This window comes from Natronococcus jeotgali DSM 18795 (assembly GCF_000337695.1).
Lineage (GTDB): Archaea > Halobacteriota > Halobacteria > Halobacteriales > Natrialbaceae > Natronococcus > Natronococcus jeotgali.
Map to the genome: position 1 here is coordinate 23,210 of NZ_AOIA01000019.1, position 23,605 is coordinate 46,814.

Genomic DNA, 23,605 nt, shown 5'->3' on the forward strand with positions numbered 1-23,605 from the left:
TTCGAATCGGTTTTTCCAACCCGGTACGGTGAGGGCGATTCGCAAGCCGATCGTGCTCGGATCGCCGACGACGGGCGTCGGGACGTACGGACGCGAACGCGATCGAACGGGAACGGACGGCTTCCGGCGGGATAGCAATCTTTTCGACCGTCCGGCCGCCACTGCCGTCCGTGAACTTCTTCGATCGCCTGCGCGACCGCATCCGGACGGTCGACAGCGTCGTCTCGGTCGGGCTCGACCCCGACCCCGCCCGGATCCCCGAACACCTGCAGGACCGCGAGCTCCCGCGGTGGGCGTTCAACCGCCGGATCATCGACGCCACCCACGAACACGCCGCGGTCTTCAAACCGAACGCCGCCTTCTACGAGGATCCCGACGGCTGGCGCGCCCTGGAGGAGACGATCGCCTACGCCCGCGGGAAGGGCGTTCCCGTCCTGCTCGACGCCAAGCGGGCCGACATCGGCAACACGACCCGTCAGTACGCCGAACTGCTCGAGCGCGCGGACGCGATCACCGTCAACCCCTACATGGGTCGGGACTCCCTGCAGCCGTTTCTCGCCGACGAGGAGGCGGGCGTGTTCGTCCTCTGTCGGACCTCGAACCCCGGCGGCGCGGACCTCCAGGACCTCGAACTGGCCAGCGGCGAGGCCGTCTACGAGCGGGTGGCCGCGCTCGCGGAGCTGTGGAACGAGAACGACAACGTCGGGCTGGTCGTGGGCGCGACCAAGCCCGCGGAGCTCGAGGAGCTGCGCGAGCAGGTGCCGGACCTCCCCTTCCTCGTGCCGGGGATCGGCGCCCAGGGCGGGGACGCCGAGGCGGCCGTCGAGTACGGGCTCGCCGACGGCGTCGGCCTCGTCAACTCCTCGCGGGGAATCATCTTCGCGGGCGAGGACGGCGAGGAGTTCGCGAGCGCCAGCGGGCAGGCGGCCAAGCGGCTCAAAAAGCGACTGAACCGGTACCGCGACGCCTGAGGCGGTCGCTCTCCGAACGGCGTCCCGCCTCAGAATCGGTTGATGTCGACGTCGTCGGACTGGCGGTCGGGCTGGCCCTGGGCGACGCAGTCGGCGCAAAGCCCCGGACCCGGCTCGTAGTGCTGTTCGCACACGAGGGCCCCGCAGTTGGCGCACCGCTCCTGTGCGGATCTGGACTCGCAGATCTGGCAGAGGCCGCTGATGCTCATGGACGACCGTACGGGCTCGAGCGGCTTGAAAGGGGCCCCGGCAACGCCCGCTCGGTTGGCGCGCCGACGGGCCGGCCGTCGATCACGTGTTTCCGGTTTCGAGCCCGTAACAGCACTCCAGCAGCGTCTCGAGGGCATCGGCGGACGACGACCGCCTGACGGTTCCGCTTCGGGCGTCGTACTCGATCAGCCCCCGGTCCGAGAGCTTCGGCAGGTGGACGTGATAGAGGTCGACCTGGACGCGCTCGCGGTCGTCGGAAGAGAGGCGTTCGGGCGGAACCGACGCCTCGCGGGCGGCGATCGTCGCCGCCAGCGATTCGACGCTCGCGACCTCGGCCTCGGAAAGACAGTAGAGAACGTCGCGACGCCGCCGGTCGCTGAGCAGGGAGAGGTACTCGTCGATCGACGAACGATCCCCGCCGACGGCGGGTAGCTCGAGCCCCAGTTCGGTCGCCACCGCGTGATCCTCCGTGTCTTCCGAGCGATAGTCGACCATGTATCCGTAGGGTCTCGACCCACGTAGATAAACTTGCTAGAGCGCTACCGCAGCGGAACGTACGAAACCAATATAAAGACCATCCAAGAAAAGTAAATAGCTTTGCCATTTCGACGGTTGATTTTACTCTTTCGACGCGTACGGTATCCGCGAGCTTTTCCTAAGCGTCGGTCGTACCCCGTGACGGATGACGAACGACCGATCCCGGGACGGCTCCGGAGTCAACGAGAGCGACGAGGCGACTGCCGGGATTCGGTCATCCCCGAGCATCTCGATCGTCGAACGGGTCGCGGCCGAGACGGACCGCTCGCCGCTCGAGTTGCCTCCCCTGAACGAGACGGTCGACGTCGACGCCCTCGATCGGCTCCTCGAGGGCGGCGCGGACCGACCGTGGCCGACCGTCGTCTTTCGGTACGTCGACCGCCGCATCCGGGCGACCGTCGACGGGGAAATTTCGATCTCGCGCCCGGACGAGGACGAAATCTCGGTCGTCGACGAGTGGACCCACGTCTCGGTCGCCGCGGAGCCCGACGACAGATCGCTCGGGGTGCGACTCGTGTCGACCCTCGCCGACCGCTCGGGACGGGATCGATCACGGGTTCGGACGGCGATCGCGGAAGTCGTCGACCCGGACGCGCTGGCCCGGCTCAGTCGCCGCCGCGAGAACGGGATTCCGCGACCCGGCGCGACGGTCCTGTTTTCGGTGCTCGGGTGCGACGTCGTCGTCGACGCCGGCGGAACGATCAGCGTCGGCTCCACGCTCGGCCGACTGAAACGCACCGGGGGGAACGTGCTGATCGCCGGCGGGGTCCCGGACGACCTCGTCGACGTCGCCAGCGGCAACCTCCTCGGGGACCCCGGGCGGGATCGGCGCCACCTCGTCGCCTTGCTCGATCGCGACCGCAGCGTCGTCGGCGCCCGTCTCGGTCCGGCACGCGCCGGCTCCGCCCAGATCGTCGACTACGCGATGAGCGCGCGCTCGATCGCCTCGACAGGCGCGTCCGCGGACGGCGGGCGCGTCGTCGACGAGCCGACCGACCTCGACGAGCTCGAGGCGGCGATCGACGCGCGGATCCGCGCGTTCGAAACCGGGGCGTCCCTCTCGGCACCCGGCGACCTCCGGCTCTGTGTCGATTCGCTGCGGCCGGTGCTCGACGAGCGCGGGACCGACGGCGCCGCCGAGTTCCTGGAACCGATCTGCGAGGCGGTTCGGGACGTTTCGGGGCTGGGTCACTACGTACTTCCGGTCGACCGCGAGAACGACGCCGTTCGCGCCCTCGAGTCGCTGTTCGACGCGACGGTCGAGCTCCGCGTCGGCGACCGCGGCCCCCAGCAGCGCTGGCACCTCCACGAGAGCGGGTACGCGACCGACTGGATTGGGCTCGGCCGACCCGGCCGGCGATGACGGCCGTCCCCAGGTTCCGCCCGTTCGACGGCGGCGACGGGCTCGCCGTCGTCGATCCGATCGAGAACAGGCGGTGTCCGTTCCGAACCGATCGCCCGGTCTCGCCGCGCCCGATCGCCCCCGCCGGATTCTCCTTCCCCGTCGACGGCGCCGTCGAGCTGACGGTCGCGGAGCTGGTCTTCCCGTACGTCGTCCCGGTGTACGCCCGCGACCCGAGCGGCGAGGTGGTGCTCGAGGCAGACCACCGCGCCGCCGAGCGGCTCCCGGCGGGGGAGTACGTACTCGAGCTGATGGCGCCGATCAAACTCTACGTGCGCGTCGACAGCGAGGTGACGATCACGTCGACCGACGACCGCCTGGCGTTCGAGTTCGGCGAGCCGACGACGGTCGGACTCGGAGCCAGGTCGCGACACGAACGCCCCGCGGCGACGGTCACGACGACGCCCGAGCCGGCCGATCTGGCACGCGCCGTCTCGACGTTCGGCTCGGCGCTGAAGACCCTCGACTGCGACCGGTCGCTCCCGTCGCTCCGCGGCCACCCGCCCCGCCTCGAGCTCGGTTCCGAGCTGAAAATCCCCGAGGCGGTCGAGCCGCCCGACTCGGGCGTCCGGATCGTCGTTCCCCCGGACAGAGCGACGATCTACGCGGCCAGCCCGCTCGCACACTACCTCGCGGCGTCCGTCGAGGTCGGGCCGGAGCCCCGCCTCGAGACCGACGCGGGGTTCGTCCACCGGTTCGACGCCGACACGTCGATCGCGCGCGGCATCGAACGGGTCCTCGAGCGCGCGTTCTTTCTCGACTGCGTGGCCCGGACGGAGGGGCTCTATCCCGTCAAGCTTCACGAACGGGACCGACTCGAGGACCGCGTCGACCTCGCCCTCGAGGAGTTCTACGAGGCCGACCTCTCCGAGCGGCTCGAAACGGCGCTTTCGATCCCGCACGAACGGGTCGCCGACCTCCTTCCGCGGTGGAACCTCGTCGCGCACGCGACACCCGACCCGGAGAACGCGACCGTCCTCCCCTATCTCGTCGACGAGCTGGCGATCGTTCGCCCGGCGCCCGAACGCCGACCCGAGCGCGACGCGTCGCCGCTTACCGCGCACGCGATCGGCGAGTTCACGCGCTCGAGCGACTCGTCCGGTTCCGAAGAGCGCCCCACATACGTCTCTCCGCCGGAGGCCGACGCCTTCGGCCAGGCGTGGCTCGGGGACGGCGTTCCCGTCGGGGCGAACAAACTCACCCGAGCCGCCTTCGAGAACGGTCTCGAGCGCTCCTCCTCCGGCGACGCCGTCGAGGTGGCGATCGTCTGCAACGACCCGGAGATGGCGGCGGAGTTCGACGCTGACGACGGAACCCTCTACGGCGAGCGCGAGCGGCTCCCGTTCGAGGTGACGGTCCACGGGGACGTCACGAGCGGGCGGCTCCGGGAGCTGTTCGCGGCCGACGTCGACTTCCTCCACTACGTCGGCCACGTCCGGGACGGCGCGTTCGTCTGCGCCGATGGCGTCCTCGAGGCCCGGGAGCTGCCGACGGTCGGCGTCGACGCGTTCCTGATCAACGGCTGCCGATCGTACGGGGTCGGCGCCCGCGTGATCGAGCGGGGCGGAGTCGGCGGTATCGTCACGCTCAGCGACGTCGGCAACCGCGACGCGGTCGCCGTCGGTCGGCTCGTCGCACGGCTGTTGAACAACGGGTTCTCGGTTCGGGACGCGACCTCGCTGGCGCGGAGCTATCGGCTCGCTGGCAACCAGTACGTCGTCGTCGGCGACGGGAGCGCCACCGTCGGACAGGCCGGCAGCGGCGTTGCGAACAGCTGTCGAATCGAGTCGCTCGGCGACGACCGCTACCGACTCCACCTTCGGCTGTACCACGTCGACAGCGGGGTCGGCGCGCAGTACGTTCCCTACATCGACGGCGTCGACCGCCACTTCCTGGCGGGAACCGAGCCCCCGCCGATCGAACTCTCCGGCGACTCGCTCGCCCGCTTTCTCCGGCTGGCGGAGATCCCCGTCCGCTACGACGGCGACTGGTGCTGGTCGACCGACGACCGGTTCGCGGAGTTGTAACGTCGGATTACCAGGTGCCGCCGCCGTTGCCGGTGATACCGAGATCGGCCGCGGCCGTTCCGATCTGGGACAGCAGGAGACAGCCGGCGAACAGGGCGCCCGTCAGTCGCGGATGCTCTCTGAGAAACGCTCGTACCGTCTTGTCGTTCGATGACATGGCGCCCGGAGAGATGTGATCGCCGGTAATATCATTTTTGTAAGTAATTCTAGGTCCGATTAACCAGTTGCTATAGATTTCGACGGAAAACATCTCGAGGCGAATTCGGTCGTAACCGGGAGCTACCGGTCCAGGGGCGTCGGTAACGAACGGTTACGGACGACGATCGGCAGCGCTCTCGCAACGGCCGAATCCGTCCTGTGTCGTGCTAACAGACGCCTCTGCCGGGAAGCTTTTATCGGCTCGTGAGTTACTGCCTGCCATGAGCCGTGACCGGGCCCTCCTCGACCGGGCCCTGGAACGTGGCGAACAGGACGGCGGAAGCGTCGAGTTCAAGGAACGGCTGCTTCGGGACGTCCACCTCGAGGGCGGACGCCGGGAGAGCCTGGCCGCACAGCTCCGTCACCGACTGCTGTCGGGCGACGGGGAAGCGACCTACGTCGTCGGCGTCACCGACGACGGCGGGCTCGCCGGCATCGATCACGACGCCTTCTCCGAGTCGATGGACGTCCTCTCCCTGCTGGCCGAGGAGGCCGACGCTCACATCGACGACGTCCAGACCTGGGGCGTCGGAGGCGAGAGCGGCTCCTCCAAGGGGCTGGTTGGGGTCGCACAGGTCCGCGACGGTTCGATGCTCGAGACCGACGACGAACACCTCGTCGTCGGGACGGCGGGCCACGTCGACCACGGGAAGAGCACCCTCGTCGGATCGCTCGTTACCGGCACCGCCGACGACGGCGACGGCGCGACGCGGGCGTACCTCGACGTCCAGCCCCACGAGGTCGAGCGCGGCCTCTCCGCCGATCTCTCCTACGCGGTCTACGGGTTCGATGACGACGGCCCCGTCCGGGTCCGGAACCCGGACCGCAAGGCCGACCGCGCCGAGGTCGTCGAGGAGGCCGATCGACTCGTCTCCTTCGTCGACACCGTCGGCCACGAGCCGTGGCTCCGGACGACGATCCGCGGGCTGGTCGGACAGAAGCTCGACTACGGGCTGCTCGTCGTCGCCGCCGACGACGGCCCGACCCGAACCACCCGCGAGCACCTCGGCGTGTTGCTGGCGACGGAGCTGCCGACGATCGTCGCGATCACGAAGGTCGACGCCGTCTCCGACGAGCGGGTCGAGGAGGTCGAACGCGAGGTCGAGCGGCTGCTCCGGGACGTCGAGAAGTCCCCGCTGCGGGTCGCCCGCCACGGCGTCGACGCCGCACTCGAGGAGATCGGCGACCGCGTCGTTCCCATCGTGACGACGAGCGCGCTCACGATGGAGGGACTCGACACGTTCGACGAACTGTTCGATCGGCTGCCCAAGACCTCCCGGGACACCGGCGAGTTCCGGATGTACGTCGACCGCAGCTACTCGGTCACCGGCGTCGGGGCCGTCGCCTCGGGGACGATCATGGCCGGCGAGGTCGAGGCCGGCGACGAACTCCTGCTCGGACCGATGCCCGACGGGCGGTTCCAGGAGGTCGAGGTCCGATCGATCGAGATGCACTACCACCGGGTCGATAAGGCTCGAGCCGGCCGGATCGTCGGCATCGCGCTTAAGGGAGTCACCGAAAGCGCCATCGAGCGCGGGATGGCCCTGATTCCCCGCGACGCCGATCCCGATCCAGTCCGGGAGTTCGAGGCCGAGGTGATGGTGCTCAACCACCCCACCCGGATCGGGGACGGCTACGAGCCCGTCGTCCACCTCGAGACGATCGGCGAGGCCGCGGCCTTCTCCCCGGAGAACGGGCGGCTGCTGCCGGGCGATACGGGACGAACCACCGTCCGGTTCAAGTTCCGCCCATACCTCGTCGAGGAGGGCCAGAAGTTCGTCTTCCGGGAGGGACGGAGCAAGGGGGTCGGTACCGTCACGGACGTCCGTCCCGCCGAGTAACACTACCGGCGTCAGCGCCAGGGCGGAGACCGCAGGTCGGCCAGCGACTCGAGGACGTAGTCCGGGCTCGGGTCCGGCTCCGCCGGGACCGTCCCCTCGGGAAGCCACGCCGAATCGATCCCCGCAGCCCGGGCGCCCGCGACGTCGGCAGAGAGAGAGTTACCGACGTACACCGTCCGCTCCGGCGCCGAGCCGAGCTCGTCGAGCACGAGATCGAACGGCTCCGGATCGGGCTTGGGCGCGGCGTCCTCGCCCGCGTAGACGATCGTCTCGAACGCGTCCTCGAGTCCCGTCGACTCGAGCTTCTGGCGCTGCATCGCGGAGAGTCCGTTCGTGACCAGTCCGAGCGCGTACTCGTCGGCCAGCGCCTCCAGGGTCGCCGTCGCTCCCGGCAGCGGCTCGACGTTTCGCTGGTCGCGCTCCTCGCGGAACGCGCGCGCGACCGCGAGGCCGTCGGCGCGGTCGTACCCCGACTCGACCGCCAGATCGCCGAAACACTGCTCGTGGAGGTCTACGGGTCTCGCGCTTCGCTCGAGGTACTCCCGGTAACGATCGTAGTAGGCCCCCGGCTCGAAGACGGGGCCGACGCCGGCGCGCTCGAAGGCGATCTCGAGGACGTCGGCCGCGCTGCGGCGGTACCGACAGAGCGTGCCGTCGAGATCGAAGAGCACGGTGTCGATCGGGGCAGCCATCTAGAGGCTGAACGACTCCGCGAGCAGCTCCTCGTCGGTCTCGCCGTAGCTCTCGGTCGGTCCTCCGAGGACGTCGACGGTGACCGCCGCGGGCGCGAACAGATCCGCGGGAACCTCCTCGAACTGCCAGTCCAGATCGTCGAAGATCGCCGCGAAGGGACGGCCGTGGGCCTCGGCCGCCGTCGAGGGGATCGAGTCGAAGACGTCCGCGTCCTCCCGGACCGTCAGGTGGGCGCGGCCGCCGTAGGCGATCGCGTCGTTCGTCCTGGCGATCGCGTCGTCCTCGTCGGCCGCGACCGGCGCGACCGGGGCCCGGCCCGTCGCCGAGACGATGTCGTTAGGATCGTATCCCAGCTCCGTCAGCCGGTAGGTCGCGAGCTCGGCCGCCCGCGCCGCGGACGTGATGCTCCCCGCGAGACTCGCCGTCCGGTAGGCGAGCAGGAAGACGCTGCTGGGCTCGACCTCCGCGAGGTCGGCGACCTGCTCGGCGGCCGACGCCGTCGGCAGCTCGTCGCTCTCGACGGCCAGCGCGGTCAGGTCGAACGCGTCGGTGTAGCCGACCTGCCTGAACTCCTCCTCGCGCGCGACGAGCGCTCGCGCGGGCCCGCTGCCGAGCCCCTCGAAGTCCTCCGTCGCCAGCTCCCAACCCGCCTTCTGGGAGCAAAGCAGCGACAGCGCCGGCTGGTCCGACGTCAGCTCGACGTAGGGGATCGGCGTCCCGTCGATCTCGCCGAGCTGGTGGCTCGGCGTGGCCATCCCCGCGGTCTGGATCTCGGTCAACAGCAGTCCGGCTTCGACCCCGCCGTCGAACTCGACGCCGAAGTCGAGGACGGTCGCCTCGTTCTCGAGGTCGAACCCGCCGACGTTGAGCTCCTCGGCGTAGTCGAGGGCTTCGTCGACCAGCTCGATCGCCATCCGGTTGAGACTCTCCATACCCCTCCTCTAGCGTCGGCCGTAAAACAGTTTGTCAGTCGGCGCCGCCTCGCCGTCGCCCCTTCGCGATCAGGCGTCGGCCTCGTAGCCCGCGTCCTCGATCGTGCTGCGGATCCCCTCGACGGTCGTCTCCTCGCCGTGTTCGACGCGCACCTCGTCGGTCTCGTGGTTCGCCGTCGCCGACGAGACGCCCGCGAGCGCCTCGAGCGCGTCGGTAACGGTTTCCTCGCAGCCGCTACAGGACATGCCGGTAACGTCGAGCGTCGTCCGTTCCATGCCCGCCCGTACCGACTCGAGGGTGTTCGGTCTTGCGCCTCGAGACGCCGGGCCGGCCCGAGCCGCGGGCGAATACGCCGTCGGGTCGATCCGCTACTCGCGGTCGCTCGAGGGGAACCGACCCAGGGCCTCCTCGACGGCCTCGACCTTTTCCGAGGCGGCCGTCTCGCGGTCCCGCTTGTCGTCGATCTTCAAGACGGTGCTTACGCGATCGCCGTCGACGGCCTCGTGGGCCGCCTGGGCGGCCGCGAACAGCTCGTCGATCGAGTCGGCCTCGATCACCGTCCCCATCGGGTTCGTCTCGTAGCCGACGTCGTACTCCTCGAGGGCGTCGACGGCCCTCGCGACCTCCTCGGCCATGCTGCCCTCGATCACCGGTGCGACGCTGAGTAGCGCGACGACTGTCATGGCGGACACTGTCGGGATCGTCGCACCTAAATCCGGACCCTGCACTCGACTCTCCGCGGTCGCGATCGGTCGTCGGAACTCGACGGCTGAGGACGGTCGCCGTCGTCACCGGACGGGGCGCGGACGGGGGGCGGCGTCGGGCGGATAGATGACGATGTCGCCGTCGGCGTAGACGTACACCTCGTGCTCGAGGGCTGCGAAGGCGATGTGGCCGCCGGTTCGCTCGGTGCCGTCGGCCTTCGGCCGGAATATCCGATCGAGGGCGTCGGGATCGATGCTGTCGTACAGGGAGAACTCGCCCTGCGAAACGTCCGTGTCGGCGATCTCCGCGAGCGCGTGGACGATCCTCGCGGTCAGCGTCGCGGTGTCGTCGTCCGCGTGGTGAAAGACGTACCTGTCGTTGGCCTGGTCGTACTGGAGTTCGTCCGTCTCCGTTTCGGATGTAGACTGGGGTTGCATGGGACCTGTTCGTTCGACCGTTCGCTGGTGGGTATCGCTCCGGGATATATAAGCCACTCGCAGGCGGCACTACTGCTCGAGGCGGACGGTCATCTCGGCCGACACCCGCGACGAGCCCGCGGTCCGGAGCCCGCGGCGTCGGATCGGGTCAGAACGACTCGTGGGGCCACTCCTCACGCTCGCCAATCGCCGGCGGGGTCCGGTCGCTATACCCCTTGCGGCCGATCGCGGAGTCGCCGACGGTGTTGAAGATCGCGGCCCGAGCGTCCGCGGCGGAGTCGATGCGCTCCTCGGGAACCAGCTCGAACAGCTCGTGGAGTTGCTGTTCGCCGTTCGGGAGGTCCAACACCGCGTCGCCGTACTGCTCGACCAACTCGTCGCTCGTCGTCGGATACTGGTGGTCCTCGAGGTCGCGAGCGAGCGGTCCGAACTCGACGCCCAGCTCTCTCGTTCGCTCGTCGTCTGGTCCGGTCATTCCGACTCTCAAGCCGCCACGGTCCGACTTAAAGCCCGTCGGTGGTTTCACGCCGGCCCCGAGCGCGAAGGCGGTTCATCTCGAGTTACTCGCTCCAATCGGGAGTTGGTAACTCGACGTCGGATACCGTCGCTCGAGGACGAACGGTTCTCGGGGATTCGGAACGAGACACCTCGAGGCCGGCCGCCGAGTCGACGGTCGCTCGAGGACGCGCGGAGTACGGGTTCCGATTCGGCTCGAGACCGTCGGAGCGTTACTCTGAAACTGTGCTGACCGAACTGCGAGCTTCGCGAACCGCTCGCTCTCGTTCGCGGTCTTCTCGTTCAAATCTAGTGCGATTTTCACTGAACAGTCGACTCGCTCCGCTCACGGCTTCGCCGTTCGCAATACCGTGGCGCGTAGCGCCACGCGACGCTCGTCGTTGTTGTTCAGTGAAAATGCGCTGGCTGGGATTTGAACCCAGGTTGTGACCATGGCAAGGTCACGTGATACCACTACACTACCAGCGCCCCGTTGCAGTCTTACGTCTCTCGAGTGAATTCATAAGGGTTACGAATCGGTCGGCTCGAGTGCAGATCCGACGCAGCCGGGACCGCGAGCCGTCGGCGGTCGCTATCAGCGATGTGAGACTCGAGACGAGGAGGGGTTGATAGTCGCTCAGAAATCACCTCTGTCGGCAGTCCCCCGCACTGGCTACGTATCCGACGAGGTGGTGATGTAATTGTGTATTATGGTCTCAAATGTTGTTATCGACCTACATGAACGCAATTCTATTATCTGTAGGAAAGATTAATATTCAATGACGGTGTGTGTTATCTCGGACCATGAAGCGAAGGCAAGTACTGAAAAGCGTTGGTGGAGCGACAGCCATGGGACTCGCCGTATCCGGACGAGTCGCGGCACAGGATTGCCAGGACGACTTCATCAAACCGGGCGGGCCGTTCGTTCCGGAGACCGCGACCATCAACTACAACGCGTTCACGAGCAACGAGGAACTGTACGAGACGCTCGAGAAACTCGACTCCCGAAGCGGTCTCGAGTACGAGTCGATCGGCGAGACGTGGCAAGGCCGCGATATCCCCTACGTACGTGCCGGGGATGGTGATCCGGACGTCTTCTACATCACCCAACAACACGGCGACGAGCAGCACGTGACCGAGGCCGCCTTGCGTCTTCTCCAGGGGCTCGCTTCCGGCGGGCGCCGGTCCGACGAGATCCTTGACGAACTAACGCTCCACGTCGTCCCACGACTCAATCCCGACGGCTGGGCGCCAGCAGACGACAACGAGACGCCCACGCGAGCGAACGCGCGGCCGGAGGACGTCTGTCACGACGGACCGTACTTCGGATCGGATCAGTGTGGGCCGGTTGACCCGAACCGACAGCACTACTTCGGTATCGACTCGGCTACCCTTGCCGACGCAGACGGCATTGATCCCGACGTGATTCCGGACGAGAATCCCTCACCGGAGACCCAGGCACTGCTCGACAAGGCCGACGAGGTCGGCGCCGACATCATCACCGACTGGCACCACCAGTTCACGTACCGCAACGAGGACTGCGAGATGATCAACGCGTCGACGCTGTGGCCGCTCAACGAGGCAGCCCCTGATGAGGCAGTAGCCCTCTCCCGACAGATCAGCGCATACGCCTACCAACAAACCAAGGGATACGGTCACACGACCTGGGATAGATATCCCGGCGGGACAACCGCGAACATCGCACGGAACGCTCATGGCGTCCGAGGACGGGGTAGCGTCCTCTTCGAGTTCCGCGGGCAGGCGTCCCAGCTTGGAAACGCCTCGAACGGAAGGCTCGTCACCGTCATCAACAACGTCATGACCGAGGTTCTGGAGGGGCTCGCGTCTGGTGACCTCTACGACGTCGACCCGGCCGATGCCGATTCCCTTCCACCCCGTGGCGATTACTTCTGGAAGGAACTCCCACGAAGCGAGTGGGGGCCAGAACACGAGGCGTATCGAGAGTAACGCGGGATCGACCGTCGGGAGACACTCCTGACGCGGCCCATCGCACACCGTATTTCCGTCGTGTCTTCGTCGTCACCTCCCCTTCTGCTACCGGTTCCTTCTCGTTCCTCGAGCGGCGCTTCCGAGTTCGAATACTCGAGTTGCTACGCAGCGCTCGCGGCGTTGTAGTCGGAGAAATGCGCTGGCTGGGATTTGAACCACGCGAAGACGGTCGCCTCGCTTCGCTCGGCGCTGCGACTTCTCTCGTTCAAATCTAGTGCAATTTTCACTGAACAGCCGACTCGCTCCGCTCACGGCTTCGCCGTTCGCAATACCGTGGCGCGTAGCGCCACGCGACGCTCGTCGTTGTTGTTCAGTGAAAGTGCGCTGGCTGGGATTTGAACCACGGTCGTTCCGCTTCGCTCCACTCCCTGCTTCAAATCCCCTGGACGATGTCTCCGTCTACGGATACTCGCACTGCTACGCAGTGCTCGCGGCGTTATAGTCGGAGAAATGCGCTGGCTGGGATTTGAACCCAGGTTGTGACCATGGCAAGGTCACGTGATACCACTACACTACCAGCGCCCCGTTGCAGTTTCACCTATCTCTGGTAGCTGTATAAGGATTGCGAATCGGGGGCCGTGTGAGCCGTTTCGCCGTACCACGTCCCGGTGCCGTCGGTCCATTTCGGCCCCCTCTCGAGGGGCGTCTCGCAGGGGAACACGTTAGCGGTCGCGACAGTGTGTCTCGAGTACCCGTATGCGTCGAATTCTCACCCGTGAGCCGTTCACAGCCGGAATCGAATCCGCTACCCTTTTAAGACCTTGTCCGCAAAACATCGCTACAGTCTAGTGGCGCGGCGCCGAAGCGTGGACATGACCGTCAGCGTGCTCGTGCCGTCGTCGCTCACCCGCGAAGCCGAGGACAAACGCGAGGCAACTCGCAAGCTCGGATACGTCGCCCGCGCGGCGACCGTGTTCCGGGCGGATCGGCTCGTCGTCTTCCCCGATCGGGAGGGCGAACGCGGGCGATTCGACGGCGAGTTCGTCGCCACCGTCTTGCGGTACGCGACGACGCCCCCCTACCTCCGAAACGAGGCCTGGGGGATGCGCGACGAACTCGAGTACGCGGGCATCCTGCCCCCGCTCCGCGCCGTGTCACAGACCGGCTCCGAATCGGACGATTCGGGGTCGTCAAGACAAGGAATCGTGACCGAGGTCGGACCTGATCAACGCGTGCGGGTCAATTGCGGCTTGCAACACCCGATCTCCCTCAACGTGCCTCCCGGTATGGAGCTCGAGGAGGGGGAGCGCGTAACCGTCAGGGTCTCTTCGCGACGACCGGTCCGGGCGAAACTCGTCGACGGGCCCCTTCCGGGGCTCTCGATCGAGCGGACGGACCTCGAGGCAGCGCTCGGCCGTGAGGACGCCGGCGTCCGCATCGCGGCCTCCCGATTCGGTGCCGAACTCACCGTCGGGCGGCTGGGGACGCTGGCCGGACGCCGCGAGCGCGACGGGATGACCGTCGCCTTCGGGGCACCCGAGAGAGGGCTGCCGGCAATCCTCGGAATGGACGAGGAGGCCGTCGACGCGCTGTCCCGCCGGGACGGCGTCGACGGCGACGGAGTCGAACCCACCGATCCGGGGTTCGACCTCTGGCTGAATACGGTTCCGGACCAGGGAAGCGACGTGGTGCGAACGGAAGAGGCTCTGTTCGCCACGCTCGCTCCCCTCTCTCTCAGAGAGTGATAGAATGCCACAACCAAATTCACCACGCAAAGGCTCACTCGGGTTCGGCCCACGACAGCGCGCCTCCTCGGAGGTTCCGCGCTTTAACTCGTGGCCGGACGACGACGGACAGCCGACGCTCCAGGGTTTCGCGGGCTACAAGGCCGGCATGACCCACGTCGTGATGGTCGACGACAAAGCGAACTCGCCGACCGAAGGGATGGAAGAGACCGTCCCCGTCACGATCGTGGAGACGCCGCCGATGCGCGCGGTCGCCCTGCGTGCGTACGAAGACACGCCGTACGGAAAGAAACCGCTCACCGAGGTCTGGACCGACGAGTTCGTTCCCGAACTCGATCGCGTTCTGGACCTTCCCGGCGACGACTACGACGCCGACGCGGCCGAAGACGAGCTTCGAGGCTACCTCGAGGACGGCCGCATCGCCGACGTTCGCGTCATCACGCACACGGTCCCTTCGGAGGTCCCTTCGATCCCGAAGAAGAAACCGGATGTGATGGAGACGCGCGTCGGCGGCGGCTCCGTCGAGGAGCGTCTCGAGTTCGCCCTCGAGGTGCTCGCCGACGGCGGCGAACACGTCCTCAACGACGTGTTCCGCGCCGGCGAGTACGTCGACGCCAGCGGCGTCACGAAAGGGAAAGGGACCCAGGGCCCCGTCAAGCGCTGGGGCGTCCAGAAACGCAAGGGCAAACACGCCCGACAGGGCTGGCGGCGCCGCATCGGTAACCTCGGCCCCTGGAACCCCTCCCGCGTCCGCTCGACGGTCCCCCAGCAGGGTCAGACCGGCTACCACCAGCGGACGGAACTGAACAAGCGCCTCGTCGACATCGGCGACGGCGCAGACGCGACGGTCGACGGCGGCTTCGTCAACTACGGCGAAGTCGACGGACCGCACGCGCTGATCAAGGGCTCGCTCCCCGGGCCGGACAAGCGCCTGCTGCGCTTCCGCCCGGCGATCCGACCCGGAGACCAGCCGCGCCTCGATCCCGAGGTCCGGTTCGTCTCCACCGCATCCAACCAGGGATAACACATGGACGCAACAGTACGCAACCTGGACGGCTCGGACGCGGACTCGATCGAGCTCCCGGCGGTCTTCGAGACCCAGTACCGCCCGGACCTGATCGCCCGCGCCGTCCGCGCCGCCCAGGCCAACCGAAAACAGGACTACGGCGCCGACGAGTTCGCCGGCCTTCGAACGCCGGCCGAATCGTTCGGTAGCGGCCGCGGGATGGCCCACGTCCCCCGACAGAACGGACGCGGTCGACGCGTTCCCCAGACGGTTTCGGGACGCAAAGCTCACCCGCCGAAAGCCGAGAAGGACTGGACCGAATCGATCAACACGAAAGAGAAAAAGCTGGCCGTCCGCAGCGCCATCGCTGCGACGACCGACGCCGAACTCGTCGCCGAGCGCGGCCACGAGTTCGACGACGACCTCGAGACGCCGGTCGTCGTCAGCGACGAGTTCGAGGACCTCGAGAAGACCAAGGAGGTCGTCTCCTTCCTCGAGGACGCCGGCCTCGCGGCCGACGTCGAACGCGCCGACGAGGGTCGAAGCGTCCGCTCGGGTCGCGGGACGACCCGCGGACGGAAGTACAAACAGCCCAAATCGATCCTCTTCGTCACCGCCAGCGAGACCGGTCCGTCGCGTGCGGCCCGGAACCTTGCCGGCGCGGACGTGACGACGGCCGCGGAGGTCAACGCGGAGGATCTCGCGCCGGGCGCCCAGCCCGGTCGGCTGACCGTCTGGACCGAGAGCGCGCTCGAGGAGGTGGCCGACCGATGAGCCGCCAGATCGAGCACCCGCTCGTTACGGAGAAGGCGATGAACGACATGGACTTCGAGAACAAGCTCCAGTTCGTCGTCAACCCCGACGCGACCAAACCCGAGATCCGGGACGAGGTCGAGGAGCGCTTCGAGGTCACGGTCGACGACGTCAACACGCAAGTGACCATGAAAGGAAAGAAGAAAGCATCCGTCAAGCTGTCCGAGGACGACGACGCCCAGGAAGTCGCCTCGCGTATCGGGGTGTTCTAACCGATGGGACGACGCATTCTCGGACAACGGCGCGGCCGCGGGACCTCCACGTTCCGCGCCCCGTCGCACCGATACAAAGCGAAGCTCGACCACAAGAAAGAGGAGGACGACGACGTCGTCCGCGGGACGGTCGTCGACATCGAACACGACCCCGCCCGCTCGGCGCCGGTCGCCGCCATCGAGTTCGAGGACGGCGATCAGCGACTCGTGCTCGCGCCGGAAGGGATCACCGTCGGCGAGGAGATCCAGGTCGGCGTCAGCGCCGAGATCAAGCCGGGGAACACGCTCCCGCTCGCGGAGATTCCCGAGGGCGTTCCGGTCTGTAACATCGAGGCCAACCCCGGAGACGGCGGTCGGTTCGCTCGCGCCTCGGGCGTCAGCGCGGACCTGATCACCCACGATCGATCGGCCGCGGTCGTCCAGCTGCCAAGCGGCGAGGTCAAGCGGCTCGATCCGCAGTGTCGCGCCACCGTCGGCGTCGTCGCCGGCGGCGGCCGCACGGAGAAGCCGATGGTCAAGGCCGGGAACAAGTATCACAAGATGAAAGCTCGGGGCACCAAGTGGCCCCGCGTCCGCGGTGTGGCGATGAACGCGATCGACCACCCCTTCGGTGGCGGCGGTCGCCAGCACCCGGGCAAGCCGAAGTCCGTCTCGCGGGATGCCCCGCCGGGACGGAAGGTCGGTGACATCTCCTCGCGCCGTACCGGCCGAGGTGGAAACAAATGAGTCAGGAGTACAGAACCGGTCGCGAAGGTGAGTTCACCTACCGCGGCCACACGCTCGACGAGCTGCAGGAGATGGAGCTCGAGGACGTCGCGGAACTGCTGCCCGCTCGCAAGCGGCGAAGTATCGAACGCGGTCTCTCCGTCGAGCAGGAGAAACTGCTCGAGGAGGCCCGCGAGAAAGGCGAGGAAGAGACCGCCAACGCGCCGATCCGAACGCACCTGCGGGACATGCCGGTGCTGCCGGAGTTCGTCGGACTGACCTTCTCCGTGTACAACGGACAGTCCTTCGAGCGCGTTCGCGTCGAACCCGAGATGATCGGCCACTATCTCGGCGAGTTCCAGCTGACCCGCACGTCTGTCGAGCACGGACAGGCCGGGATCGGCGCGACTCGATCCTCGAAGTTCGTCCCACTGAAGTGATCATCGCATGGGAATCAACTACTCAGTCGACGCGGATCCGGACACGACCGCGAAGGCGATGCTCCGGGAGCGTCACATGAGCCACAAGCACAGCAAGGAGGTCGCCCGCGAAATCAAGGGCCGCACGGTCGCGGACGCGCAGGCGTACCTTCAGGACGTCATCGACGAGGAGCAGTCGGTCCCGTTCAAGTCCCACAACACTGGCGCCGGACACCGCTCCGACGTCGAGGGCTGGGACGCCGGCAAGTACCCCGAGAAGGTCTCGGGGGAGTTCCTCGATCTGCTCGAGAACGTCGAGTCCAACGCCGACCACCAGGGCTTCGACGGCGCCTCGATGGAGATCGTCCACATCGCCGCCCACAAGGTCGGCGAGTCCGTCGGCCGCAAGCCCCGCGCGATGGGGCGGGCGACCGCCTGGAACACGCCGGAAGTGGACGTCGAGATCGTGGTCGAGGAAGTCGACGAGAACGAGGCGGGTGAGAACTAATGGCTGACGAACACCAGTTCATCGAAAACGGCCTGCAGCGGTCCCAGATCGACGAGTTCTTCGAAGAGGAGCTCGGCCGCGCGGGCTACGGCGGTATGGACGTCGCCAAGACGCCGATGGGTACCCAGATCGTTCTCAAGGCCGAGAAGCCGGGAATGGTCATCGGCAAGGGCGGCGAGAACATCCGGAAGGTCACGACGGCCCTCGAGGAGAAGTTCAACCTCGAGGACCCCCAGATCGACGTTCAGGAGGTCGAGGAACCCGACCTCAACGCACGGATCGTCGCCGACCGTCTGGCGAACGCCCTCGAACGGGGTTGGTACTTCCGAAAGGCCGGTCACACGACGATCGATCGGATCATGGATTCGGGTGCGCTCGGCGCCGAGATCGTCCTCTCCGGGAAGGTCACCGGCGCCCGCTCGCGCGTCGAGAAGTTCAACCGCGGCTACATCAAGCACAACGGCGAGCCCGCCGAGGAGGTCGTCGATCACGGCCAGGGCGTCGCCGTCATGAAACTCGGGACGATCGGCGTCGACGTGAAGATCATTCCGCCGGGCGCCGAGCTGCCCGACGACTTCCAGATCAACGACGATGCGGATCCCGAGGAGCTCGTCCCCGACGCCGTCGAGGCCAACGAGGCCGAGGGCGTCGAAGAGCTGCTCGAGGGCGAACCCGAGGAGGCCGAGGCCGCCGAGAGCGGCGCCGAAGCCCCCGCGGACGAGGACGTCGAGCCCGAGCCCGAAGAAGAGGATATCGAGGAGGTCATCGAGCAGGAGGTCGAGGCCGCCGAGGACGAGGACGTCGACGTCCCCGACGAGGCGCCGGCCGAGGAGGAACTCGACGACCTCGAGGCTGTCTCTTATACACATCTCTNGAGATGTGTATAAGAGACAGGACGAGGGAGGTGACGCCTGATGGCGATCCTCCACGTCGAAGAGATCCGCGACATGACCGCCGCCGAGCGCCAGTCCGAACTCGAGGAGCTCGAGACCGAGCTGCTCAACCAGAAGTCGGTGCTCGCGGCCGGCGGCGCCCCGGAGAACCCGGGTCGCATCGGCGAGCTGAGTCGCACCATCGCCCGGATCAAGACGATCCAGCGCGAAGAAGGCGACCTCGACGAGACGGCGGACGCAGACGAGACCGAAGAATAACACACTAACATGGCACTGACACCCGAAACGCTGCCCCGACACGAACTCAACGGCCTGCCCGTCCGCGTCGTCGAGAGCGACGACGCCTCGCGGGTCGGTCTCGAGGGACGGGTCGTCGTCGAGACGACCAATACCCTCTCGATAGAGGTTTGCGTTCCGCCGGAGGCGGAACGGGACCGAGGCGGCAACGCCGCCGAGTGCGACGAGGGCGCGTCTCGGGTCGTGATGGTGCCGAAGTCGGGCTCGACGTTCGAGTTCGCGATCACAGATGACGCCGCCGACGCCGCGAAGGCGTCGGGGACCGCGTCCAAACTGGCCGATGCTAAACCCGAGCCGACGGAGGAATCCTCCGCCGGTTCGGACTGCGCCGGCGAGGACGTGGCCTACGTTACGGTCGATGGCTCGCGACTGCTCTCACAACCCGCCCGACGCACGGAAACGAATGGTGACTCACCATGGCAATAGGATTAGACGTTGAAACCCCTCCGGAGCCGGAAAACCCGGAGGAATACGACTACGAGAAGTGTCCGTTCTACGGCGAGCTCTCCGTTCGAGGGCAGATCCTCGAGGGGACCGTCATCTCGACGGACATGGACAAGACCGTGGTCGTCGAACGAGAGTACGACGTGGCGGTTCCGAAGTACGACCGCCAGATGAAGCGTCGCTCGCGCATCCCGGCCCACGTACCGGGTGTGCTCGAGCCGCTCTCGGTCGGCGACACGGTCAAGATCGCAGAGACCCGACCACTGTCGAAGACGAAATCGCACGTGGTCGTCGAAGTAACCGAGGAGGCAACCGCGGAGGACATCGCCGAGCTGACCCGTCAGTCCGAACCTGACCGGGAGCTTTCCAGCGGCGACGTCACCGAGGGTGCCGAGCCCGAAGCGACGCAGGGTGATCAGTGATGGAGGCGATGAAAGCCGACGTCACCCAGGGACTCAAGAAGGGGTCGCTGGTAACCTGCGCCGACAACACCGGCGCCCGCGAGCTGAAAGTCATCAGCGTCTCGGGCTACCAGGGCACCAAGAACCGCCAGCCGAAGGCGGGTCTCGGTGACAAGGTGACCGTCTCGGTCACCAAGGGTACCCCGGAGATGCGCCGCCAGGTCCTCGAGGCCGTCATCGTCCGCCAGCGGAAGTCGATCCGCCGACCGGACGGCACGCGCCTGAAGTTCGAGGACAACGCGGCGGTCATCATCGACGAGAACGAAGAGCCCCGCGGGACGGAGATCAAGGGCCCGATCGCGCGCGAGGTCGCCGAACGCTTCGGCGCGATCGCCTCGACCGCAACGATGATCGTCTGAGTATGAGCAAGCAACCACACAAACAGCGAACCCAAACGGAGCGTGCGCCGCTGCACAAGCGACAGAAGCAGCTTCACGCGACGCTCTCGGATGACCTCCGCGAGGAGTACGACACGCGACGGACCCGCGTCAACGCGGGCGACACCGTCGAGATCATGCGCGGCGACCACGCCGGCGAGACGGGCGAGGTCGTTCGCGCGATCCTCGAGGACGGCACGATCCACGTCGCGGACGTGACAGTCGAGACGGCCGACGGGGAGGAGGTTCCCCGGGCACTCGAGCCCTCGAACGTTCGGATCACGGAGCTGGACCTCGAGGACGAGCGCCGCGAGGCACGCCTCGAAGGCGACGCCGACGACACGGAAGGTGATAGCGAATGACGAAACATCAGAAGCGACTGTCCGTTCCCAAGTCCTGGCCGGTCGAGCGCAAGACCGACGTCTTCACGGTCAAGGCCGACGCCGGCCCGCACGGTGAGGACGGCGTTCCGCTCGTCGTCCTGCTTCGGGACGTGCTCGGTTACGTCGACTCGAAGAAGGAAGCGCGGTACGCCCTCTCGGAGGACTCGATCCTCGTCAACGGGGAGCCGATCAACGACGAGCAGCGCCCGATCGGCATGTTCGACATCGTCGCGTTCCCCGGTCGCGAGGAGTACTACCGGGTCTTCCCCGACGAAGGAGGCCGGCTCGCCCTGACCGAGATCGACGCGGAGGCCGCCGACAGCCGCCTCGGCAAGATCGAGAACAAACAGCAGGTGTCGGGCGGCGACACCCAGCTGACGCTGCACGACGGCACGAACGTCGTCGTCGACGAGGAGTACAGCACGAACGATTCGATCGTCGTCGACAACGACGACAAGTCGATCGTCGCGCACTTCCCCTACGAGGAGGGTGCACTCGTCACGGCCGTCCGCGGTAACCACGGCGGCAAGATCGGCGAGGTAAGCGAGATCGACGTCACTCCCGGCAGCGGCTCGAACATCGTCACCGTCGAAACTGACGACGGCGGGCTGTTCGAGACCGTCGAGGAGTACGTCGTCGTGATCGACGAGAACTTCACGGGCGAGGACGGTGATGACGATGAGTAGCGAGGCCGAATCCGACGGCGAGTTCCACGAGATGCGCGAGCCCCGCGTCGAGAAGGTCGTCGTCCACATGGGCGTCGGTCGCGGTGGCCGCGAGCTCGGGAAAGCCGAGGACATCATCGAGGAGGTCACGGGCCAACAGAGTGTCCGCACGCAGGCCAAGCGGACCGAGCCCGACTTCGGCATCCGCCAGGGCGATCCGATCGGCACGAAGGTCACCCTTCGGGGCGAGGACGCCGCCGAGTTCCTCGAGACCGCGCTCCCGCTCGCGTCGCTGGTCGAGACCCAGTTCGACGACACGGGCAACTTCAGCTTCGGGATCGAGGAACACACCGAGTTCCCGACCCAGGAGTACGATCCGAACGTCGGTATCTACGGGATGGACGTCACCGTCAACCTGGTGCGTCCGGGCTACCGCATCGCCAAGCGCGACAAGGTGACCCGATCGATCCCGTCGAAGCACCGACTCACCCCCGAGGACGCGATCAGCTTCCTCGAGGCGAACTTCGAGGTCAACGTAGAGGAGTCCACGGATGAGTGAAAGCGACGTAGAAAACGACCGGACGGGCGAGCACGCGGCCAAGCGCACGGGCCAGATCGAGGAGTGCCAGCGCTGCGGCCGCAAACAGGGACTGGTCGGCAAGTACGACATCAACCTCTGCCGGCAGTGTTTCCGAGAGATCGCCCGCGACATGGGATTCAGGAAGTACCGATAACATGACCGGAAACGACCCACTCAGCAACGCGCTCTCGGGGATCGACAACGCCGAGAGCGTCGGGAAACTGAGCCACGAGGTAACGCCCGCTTCGAACGAGATCGGCAGCGTGCTCGAGGTCTTCTACGACCGCGGGTACATCGACGGCTTCGAGTTCGTCGACGACGGTAAGGCCGGTCAGTTCGACGTCGAACTGAAAGGAGCGATCAACGAGTGTGGCCCCGTCAAGCCCCGCTATGCGGTCGGCGCCGACGACTTCGAGAAGTGGGAGAAGCGATACCTCCCGGCTCGAGACTTCGGCGCGCTCGTCGTCACGACGAGCAGTGGCATCATGAGCCACTACGAAGCGCGCGAGCAGGGGATCGGCGGCCAGGTGATCGCATACGTCTACTAATCATGCGAGTCGAACTGGAAATCCCCGAAAACGTATCTGTCGAGGTTGATCATCTCGACGTGACCGTCGACGGACCCGAGGGCGCCGTTACTCGGCGTCTCTGGTACCCCGACGTGACCGTCGAAGCCGAAGACGACCAGGTGGTCATCGAAAGCACGGCCGAGGACGCGAAGACGAACGCGACCGTCGGCACCTTCGAGAGCCACCTGAACAACGCCTTCCACGGCGTGACCGAGGGCTGGGAGTACAAGATGGAAGTCTTCTACTCCCACTTCCCGATGCAGGTCCGCGTGGAGGGCGAGGAGGTCGTCATCGAGAACTTCCTCGGCGAAAAGGCACCGCGACGCACGACTATCCACGGTGAGACCGACGTCTCCGTCGATGACGAACGGCTCGTCCTCTCCGGTCCGAACAAGGAGGACGTCGGCCAGACGGCGGCGGACATCGAGCAGCTGACCCGAGTCAGCGGCAAGGACACCCGCGTCTTCCAGGACGGGGTTTACATCACCGAGAAACCCGCGAAAGGAGGTGCCTGATAGATGGCTGACGACGAACCAGAGACCGAGGACGCCCCTACCGAGGCGGACGCTCCACAGGACCTCGAGGACATCAGCGGCGTCGGCGCCAGCAAGGCCGACGCGCTGCGCGACGCCGGCTTCGAGACGATCGACGACGTCAAGCAGGCCGACCAGGACGACCTGGCGGAGGCCGACGGCGTCGGAAACGCGCTGGCGGCCCGTATCAAGGCCGACGTCGGCGACCTCGAGGTAACCGAGGAGACCGAAGCCGAGATCGAAGACGAGGGCGTCGAGGAAGCGGAAGAACCGGACGAGGACGTCGAGACCGAACTGCAGCCCCGCGGGCTGACCGAGAAGACGCCCGAGCTCTCCGAGGAGGAGCAGCGCCTGCTCACCCGACGCAAGCAGGCGGGCAAGCCGCAGTTCAACCGACAGGACTACCACAAGAAAAAGCGCACGCCCGAGTCCTGGCGTCGCCCCCGCGGCCAGCTCTCGAAGCAGCGCAAGGGGATCAAGGGCAAGGGTCCGAAGGTCCAGGCCGGTTACCGCACGCCGGAAGCCGTTCGTGGGAAACACCCCAGCGGCTTCGAGGAGGTCTACGTCGAGAACACGGACTGTCTCTTATACACATC

The 23,605-nt window shown here is 66.8% G+C and carries 33 protein-coding genes and 2 tRNA genes; 24 read left to right on the plus strand and 11 right to left on the minus strand.

The features are described from left to right. The first annotated feature begins 170 nt into the window (after window positions 1-170). A complete protein-coding gene (gene pyrF / locus C492_RS01745; RefSeq protein WP_008419942.1) occupies window positions 171-971 on the plus strand; it encodes an orotidine-5'-phosphate decarboxylase in 801 nt (266 codons plus the stop codon). Between the two features lie 29 nt (window positions 972-1,000). Here pyrF and C492_RS01750 read toward each other — a convergent pair whose 3' ends face one another. Beyond that, window positions 1,001-1,180: a hypothetical protein gene (locus C492_RS01750; protein WP_008419943.1), complete on the minus strand. Its 180-nt coding sequence runs from the start codon at window positions 1,178-1,180 to the stop codon at window positions 1,001-1,003. 82 nt (window positions 1,181-1,262) lie between these two features. Further along, complete coding sequence (locus C492_RS01755; protein WP_008419944.1) at window positions 1,263-1,676, minus strand: DUF7344 domain-containing protein; 414 nt, start codon at window positions 1,674-1,676, stop codon at window positions 1,263-1,265. 187 nt (window positions 1,677-1,863) lie between these two features. Between C492_RS01755 and C492_RS01760 the strand changes: the two genes are divergently transcribed. Together C492_RS01760 and C492_RS01765 are read left to right on the plus strand one after the other, a co-directional pair. Continuing rightward, entirely contained in the window at window positions 1,864-3,081 is a 1,218-nt protein-coding gene (locus C492_RS01760; RefSeq protein WP_008419945.1) for a DUF7504 family protein, read from the plus strand. Beyond that, window positions 3,078-5,147 (plus strand): hypothetical protein, encoded by a 2,070-nt coding sequence (locus tag C492_RS01765; RefSeq protein ID WP_008419946.1) that lies wholly within the window; start codon window positions 3,078-3,080, stop codon window positions 5,145-5,147. Before C492_RS01760 ends, C492_RS01765 begins: the two co-directional genes overlap by 4 nt. A 7-nt stretch (window positions 5,148-5,154) precedes the next feature. Here the strand turns inward: C492_RS01765 and C492_RS24410 are convergent, their stop codons facing one another. Then, the gene (locus C492_RS24410; RefSeq protein ID WP_169333430.1) at window positions 5,155-5,304 is read right to left on the minus strand and encodes a DUF7503 family protein; all 150 of its coding nucleotides are present in this window, start codon (window positions 5,302-5,304) and stop codon (window positions 5,155-5,157) included. A 262-nt stretch (window positions 5,305-5,566) separates the two neighbouring features. Between C492_RS24410 and C492_RS01770 the strand changes: the two genes are divergently transcribed. Beyond that, complete coding sequence (locus C492_RS01770) at window positions 5,567-7,186, plus strand: GTPBP1 family GTP-binding protein (protein ID WP_008419947.1); 1,620 nt, start codon at window positions 5,567-5,569, stop codon at window positions 7,184-7,186. Window positions 7,187-7,197: 11 nt separating this feature from the next. On the opposite strand, the gene C492_RS01775 is transcribed toward C492_RS01770, so the two are convergent. The 7 genes from C492_RS01775 to C492_RS01805 form a co-directional block, all read right to left on the minus strand. Continuing rightward, window positions 7,198-7,878 carry an HAD family hydrolase gene (locus C492_RS01775; RefSeq protein ID WP_008419949.1) on the minus strand — a complete coding sequence of 227 codons (681 nt, stop codon included), beginning with the start codon at window positions 7,876-7,878 and terminating at the stop codon, window positions 7,198-7,200. Beyond that, window positions 7,879-8,811, minus strand: a complete 933-nt coding sequence (gene mch / locus C492_RS01780; protein ID WP_008419950.1) for a methenyltetrahydromethanopterin cyclohydrolase — start codon at window positions 8,809-8,811, stop codon at window positions 7,879-7,881. It lies immediately after the preceding gene. Window positions 8,812-8,880: 69 nt separating this feature from the next. Further along, window positions 8,881-9,087 carry a heavy-metal-associated domain-containing protein gene (locus C492_RS01785; protein ID WP_008419952.1) on the minus strand — a complete coding sequence of 69 codons (207 nt, stop codon included), beginning with the start codon at window positions 9,085-9,087 and terminating at the stop codon, window positions 8,881-8,883. A gap of 93 nt (window positions 9,088-9,180) precedes the next feature. Continuing rightward, complete coding sequence (locus C492_RS01790) at window positions 9,181-9,495, minus strand: MTH1187 family thiamine-binding protein (RefSeq protein ID WP_008419954.1); 315 nt, start codon at window positions 9,493-9,495, stop codon at window positions 9,181-9,183. A 105-nt stretch (window positions 9,496-9,600) separates the two neighbouring features. Beyond that, window positions 9,601-9,954: a HalOD1 output domain-containing protein gene (locus C492_RS01795; RefSeq protein WP_008419955.1), complete on the minus strand. Its 354-nt coding sequence runs from the start codon at window positions 9,952-9,954 to the stop codon at window positions 9,601-9,603. Window positions 9,955-10,102: 148 nt separating this feature from the next. Next, window positions 10,103-10,429, minus strand: a complete 327-nt coding sequence (locus tag C492_RS01800) for a DUF5789 family protein (protein ID WP_008419957.1) — start codon at window positions 10,427-10,429, stop codon at window positions 10,103-10,105. Window positions 10,430-10,867: 438 nt separating this feature from the next. Next, a tRNA-Gly gene (locus C492_RS01805) sits at window positions 10,868-10,938 on the minus strand. A 360-nt stretch (window positions 10,939-11,298) separates the two neighbouring features. Between C492_RS01805 and C492_RS01810 the strand changes: the two genes are divergently transcribed. Then, window positions 11,299-12,417, plus strand: a complete 1,119-nt coding sequence (locus C492_RS01810) for a M14 family zinc carboxypeptidase (protein WP_008419959.1) — start codon at window positions 11,299-11,301, stop codon at window positions 12,415-12,417. A 493-nt stretch (window positions 12,418-12,910) separates the two neighbouring features. On the opposite strand, the gene C492_RS01815 is transcribed toward C492_RS01810, so the two are convergent. Next, window positions 12,911-12,981: transfer RNA gene (locus C492_RS01815), tRNA-Gly, on the minus strand. A gap of 290 nt (window positions 12,982-13,271) precedes the next feature. Here C492_RS01815 and C492_RS01820 point away from each other — a divergent pair. The 19 genes from C492_RS01820 to C492_RS01910 all read left to right on the plus strand — a co-directional run. Then, window positions 13,272-14,144: a putative RNA uridine N3 methyltransferase gene (locus C492_RS01820; RefSeq protein ID WP_008419961.1), complete on the plus strand. Its 873-nt coding sequence runs from the start codon at window positions 13,272-13,274 to the stop codon at window positions 14,142-14,144. Between the two features lie 4 nt (window positions 14,145-14,148). Beyond that, window positions 14,149-15,168: a 50S ribosomal protein L3 gene (locus tag C492_RS01825; protein WP_008419963.1), complete on the plus strand. Its 1,020-nt coding sequence runs from the start codon at window positions 14,149-14,151 to the stop codon at window positions 15,166-15,168. A 3-nt stretch (window positions 15,169-15,171) separates the two neighbouring features. Then, window positions 15,172-15,924: a 50S ribosomal protein L4 gene (rpl4p, locus tag C492_RS01830; RefSeq protein WP_008419965.1), complete on the plus strand. Its 753-nt coding sequence runs from the start codon at window positions 15,172-15,174 to the stop codon at window positions 15,922-15,924. Further along, complete coding sequence (locus C492_RS01835; RefSeq protein ID WP_008419967.1) at window positions 15,921-16,175, plus strand: 50S ribosomal protein L23; 255 nt, start codon at window positions 15,921-15,923, stop codon at window positions 16,173-16,175. Before rpl4p ends, C492_RS01835 begins: the two co-directional genes overlap by 4 nt. A gap of 3 nt (window positions 16,176-16,178) precedes the next feature. Next, a complete protein-coding gene (locus C492_RS01840; RefSeq protein ID WP_008419969.1) occupies window positions 16,179-16,901 on the plus strand; it encodes a 50S ribosomal protein L2 in 723 nt (240 codons plus the stop codon). Then, a complete protein-coding gene (locus C492_RS01845) occupies window positions 16,898-17,320 on the plus strand; it encodes a 30S ribosomal protein S19 (RefSeq protein ID WP_008419971.1) in 423 nt (140 codons plus the stop codon). The genes C492_RS01840 and C492_RS01845 overlap by 4 nt, the downstream gene beginning before the upstream one ends. Window positions 17,321-17,327: 7 nt before the next feature. Beyond that, on the plus strand, window positions 17,328-17,807 hold the full coding sequence (locus C492_RS01850; RefSeq protein WP_008419973.1) for a 50S ribosomal protein L22: 480 nt from the start codon (window positions 17,328-17,330) through the stop codon (window positions 17,805-17,807). Next, entirely contained in the window at window positions 17,807-18,694 is an 888-nt protein-coding gene (locus C492_RS01855) for a 30S ribosomal protein S3 (RefSeq protein ID WP_008419974.1), read from the plus strand. The genes C492_RS01850 and C492_RS01855 overlap by 1 nt, the downstream gene beginning before the upstream one ends. 27 nt (window positions 18,695-18,721) lie before the next feature. Next, entirely contained in the window at window positions 18,722-18,958 is a 237-nt protein-coding gene (gene rpmC / locus C492_RS01860; protein WP_008419975.1) for a 50S ribosomal protein L29, read from the plus strand. A gap of 9 nt (window positions 18,959-18,967) precedes the next feature. Beyond that, window positions 18,968-19,423, plus strand: a complete 456-nt coding sequence (locus tag C492_RS01865; RefSeq protein ID WP_008419976.1) for a ribonuclease P protein component 1 — start codon at window positions 18,968-18,970, stop codon at window positions 19,421-19,423. After that, entirely contained in the window at window positions 19,414-19,863 is a 450-nt protein-coding gene (locus C492_RS01870; protein ID WP_008419977.1) for a 30S ribosomal protein S17, read from the plus strand. Before C492_RS01865 ends, C492_RS01870 begins: the two co-directional genes overlap by 10 nt. After that, complete coding sequence (locus tag C492_RS01875; protein WP_008419978.1) at window positions 19,863-20,261, plus strand: 50S ribosomal protein L14; 399 nt, start codon at window positions 19,863-19,865, stop codon at window positions 20,259-20,261. The genes C492_RS01870 and C492_RS01875 overlap by 1 nt, the downstream gene beginning before the upstream one ends. Window positions 20,262-20,263: 2 nt before the next feature. Continuing rightward, complete coding sequence (gene rplX, locus C492_RS01880; RefSeq protein WP_008419979.1) at window positions 20,264-20,641, plus strand: 50S ribosomal protein L24; 378 nt, start codon at window positions 20,264-20,266, stop codon at window positions 20,639-20,641. Next, entirely contained in the window at window positions 20,638-21,348 is a 711-nt protein-coding gene (locus C492_RS01885) for a 30S ribosomal protein S4e (RefSeq protein ID WP_008419980.1), read from the plus strand. Before rplX ends, C492_RS01885 begins: the two co-directional genes overlap by 4 nt. Beyond that, window positions 21,341-21,886, plus strand: a complete 546-nt coding sequence (locus C492_RS01890; protein ID WP_008419981.1) for a 50S ribosomal protein L5 — start codon at window positions 21,341-21,343, stop codon at window positions 21,884-21,886. The genes C492_RS01885 and C492_RS01890 overlap by 8 nt, the downstream gene beginning before the upstream one ends. Further along, a complete protein-coding gene (locus C492_RS01895) occupies window positions 21,879-22,061 on the plus strand; it encodes a 30S ribosomal protein S14 (protein ID WP_008419982.1) in 183 nt (60 codons plus the stop codon). Before C492_RS01890 ends, C492_RS01895 begins: the two co-directional genes overlap by 8 nt. Before the next feature lies 1 nt (window position 22,062). Further along, window positions 22,063-22,455, plus strand: coding sequence for a 30S ribosomal protein S8 (locus C492_RS01900; RefSeq protein WP_008419983.1), 393 nt, complete (start codon window positions 22,063-22,065; stop codon window positions 22,453-22,455). A 2-nt stretch (window positions 22,456-22,457) separates the two neighbouring features. Then, complete coding sequence (locus C492_RS01905) at window positions 22,458-22,991, plus strand: 50S ribosomal protein L6 (RefSeq protein WP_008419985.1); 534 nt, start codon at window positions 22,458-22,460, stop codon at window positions 22,989-22,991. A gap of 3 nt (window positions 22,992-22,994) precedes the next feature. Next, a partial coding sequence (locus C492_RS01910) for a 50S ribosomal protein L32e (RefSeq protein ID WP_008419986.1) occupies window positions 22,995-23,605 on the plus strand: 611 nt, incomplete at its 3' end.

Bases quoted from the DNA above. Each gene is read 5' to 3' on its own strand.
- C492_RS01750 (WP_008419943.1), bottom strand. From the start codon at position 1,180: ATGAGCATCAGCGGCCTCTGCCAGATCTGCGAGTCCAGATCCGCACAG.
- C492_RS01755 (WP_008419944.1), bottom strand. From the start codon at position 1,676: ATGGTCGACTATCGCTCGGAAGACACGGAGGATCACGCGGTGGCGACC.
- C492_RS01760 (WP_008419945.1), top strand. From the start codon at position 1,864: ATGACGAACGACCGATCCCGGGACGGCTCCGGAGTCAACGAGAGCGAC.
- C492_RS01765 (WP_008419946.1), top strand. From the start codon at position 3,078: ATGACGGCCGTCCCCAGGTTCCGCCCGTTCGACGGCGGCGACGGGCTC.
- C492_RS24410 (WP_169333430.1), bottom strand. From the start codon at position 5,304: ATGTCATCGAACGACAAGACGGTACGAGCGTTTCTCAGAGAGCATCCG.
- C492_RS01770 (WP_008419947.1), top strand. From the start codon at position 5,567: ATGAGCCGTGACCGGGCCCTCCTCGACCGGGCCCTGGAACGTGGCGAA.
- C492_RS01775 (WP_008419949.1), bottom strand. From the start codon at position 7,878: ATGGCTGCCCCGATCGACACCGTGCTCTTCGATCTCGACGGCACGCTC.
- mch (WP_008419950.1), bottom strand. From the start codon at position 8,811: ATGGAGAGTCTCAACCGGATGGCGATCGAGCTGGTCGACGAAGCCCTC.
- C492_RS01785 (WP_008419952.1), bottom strand. From the start codon at position 9,087: ATGGAACGGACGACGCTCGACGTTACCGGCATGTCCTGTAGCGGCTGC.
- C492_RS01790 (WP_008419954.1), bottom strand. From the start codon at position 9,495: ATGACAGTCGTCGCGCTACTCAGCGTCGCACCGGTGATCGAGGGCAGC.
- C492_RS01795 (WP_008419955.1), bottom strand. From the start codon at position 9,954: ATGCAACCCCAGTCTACATCCGAAACGGAGACGGACGAACTCCAGTAC.
- C492_RS01800 (WP_008419957.1), bottom strand. From the start codon at position 10,429: ATGACCGGACCAGACGACGAGCGAACGAGAGAGCTGGGCGTCGAGTTC.
- C492_RS01810 (WP_008419959.1), top strand. From the start codon at position 11,299: ATGGGACTCGCCGTATCCGGACGAGTCGCGGCACAGGATTGCCAGGAC.
- C492_RS01820 (WP_008419961.1), top strand. From the start codon at position 13,272: ATGACCGTCAGCGTGCTCGTGCCGTCGTCGCTCACCCGCGAAGCCGAG.
- C492_RS01825 (WP_008419963.1), top strand. From the start codon at position 14,149: ATGCCACAACCAAATTCACCACGCAAAGGCTCACTCGGGTTCGGCCCA.
- rpl4p (WP_008419965.1), top strand. From the start codon at position 15,172: ATGGACGCAACAGTACGCAACCTGGACGGCTCGGACGCGGACTCGATC.
- C492_RS01835 (WP_008419967.1), top strand. From the start codon at position 15,921: ATGAGCCGCCAGATCGAGCACCCGCTCGTTACGGAGAAGGCGATGAAC.
- C492_RS01840 (WP_008419969.1), top strand. From the start codon at position 16,179: ATGGGACGACGCATTCTCGGACAACGGCGCGGCCGCGGGACCTCCACG.
- C492_RS01845 (WP_008419971.1), top strand. From the start codon at position 16,898: ATGAGTCAGGAGTACAGAACCGGTCGCGAAGGTGAGTTCACCTACCGC.
- C492_RS01850 (WP_008419973.1), top strand. From the start codon at position 17,328: ATGGGAATCAACTACTCAGTCGACGCGGATCCGGACACGACCGCGAAG.
- rpmC (WP_008419975.1), top strand. From the start codon at position 18,722: ATGGCGATCCTCCACGTCGAAGAGATCCGCGACATGACCGCCGCCGAG.
- C492_RS01865 (WP_008419976.1), top strand. From the start codon at position 18,968: ATGGCACTGACACCCGAAACGCTGCCCCGACACGAACTCAACGGCCTG.
- C492_RS01870 (WP_008419977.1), top strand. From the start codon at position 19,414: ATGGCAATAGGATTAGACGTTGAAACCCCTCCGGAGCCGGAAAACCCG.
- C492_RS01875 (WP_008419978.1), top strand. From the start codon at position 19,863: ATGGAGGCGATGAAAGCCGACGTCACCCAGGGACTCAAGAAGGGGTCG.
- rplX (WP_008419979.1), top strand. From the start codon at position 20,264: ATGAGCAAGCAACCACACAAACAGCGAACCCAAACGGAGCGTGCGCCG.
- C492_RS01885 (WP_008419980.1), top strand. From the start codon at position 20,638: ATGACGAAACATCAGAAGCGACTGTCCGTTCCCAAGTCCTGGCCGGTC.
- C492_RS01890 (WP_008419981.1), top strand. From the start codon at position 21,341: ATGAGTAGCGAGGCCGAATCCGACGGCGAGTTCCACGAGATGCGCGAG.
- C492_RS01895 (WP_008419982.1), top strand. From the start codon at position 21,879: ATGAGTGAAAGCGACGTAGAAAACGACCGGACGGGCGAGCACGCGGCC.
- C492_RS01900 (WP_008419983.1), top strand. From the start codon at position 22,063: ATGACCGGAAACGACCCACTCAGCAACGCGCTCTCGGGGATCGACAAC.
- C492_RS01905 (WP_008419985.1), top strand. From the start codon at position 22,458: ATGCGAGTCGAACTGGAAATCCCCGAAAACGTATCTGTCGAGGTTGAT.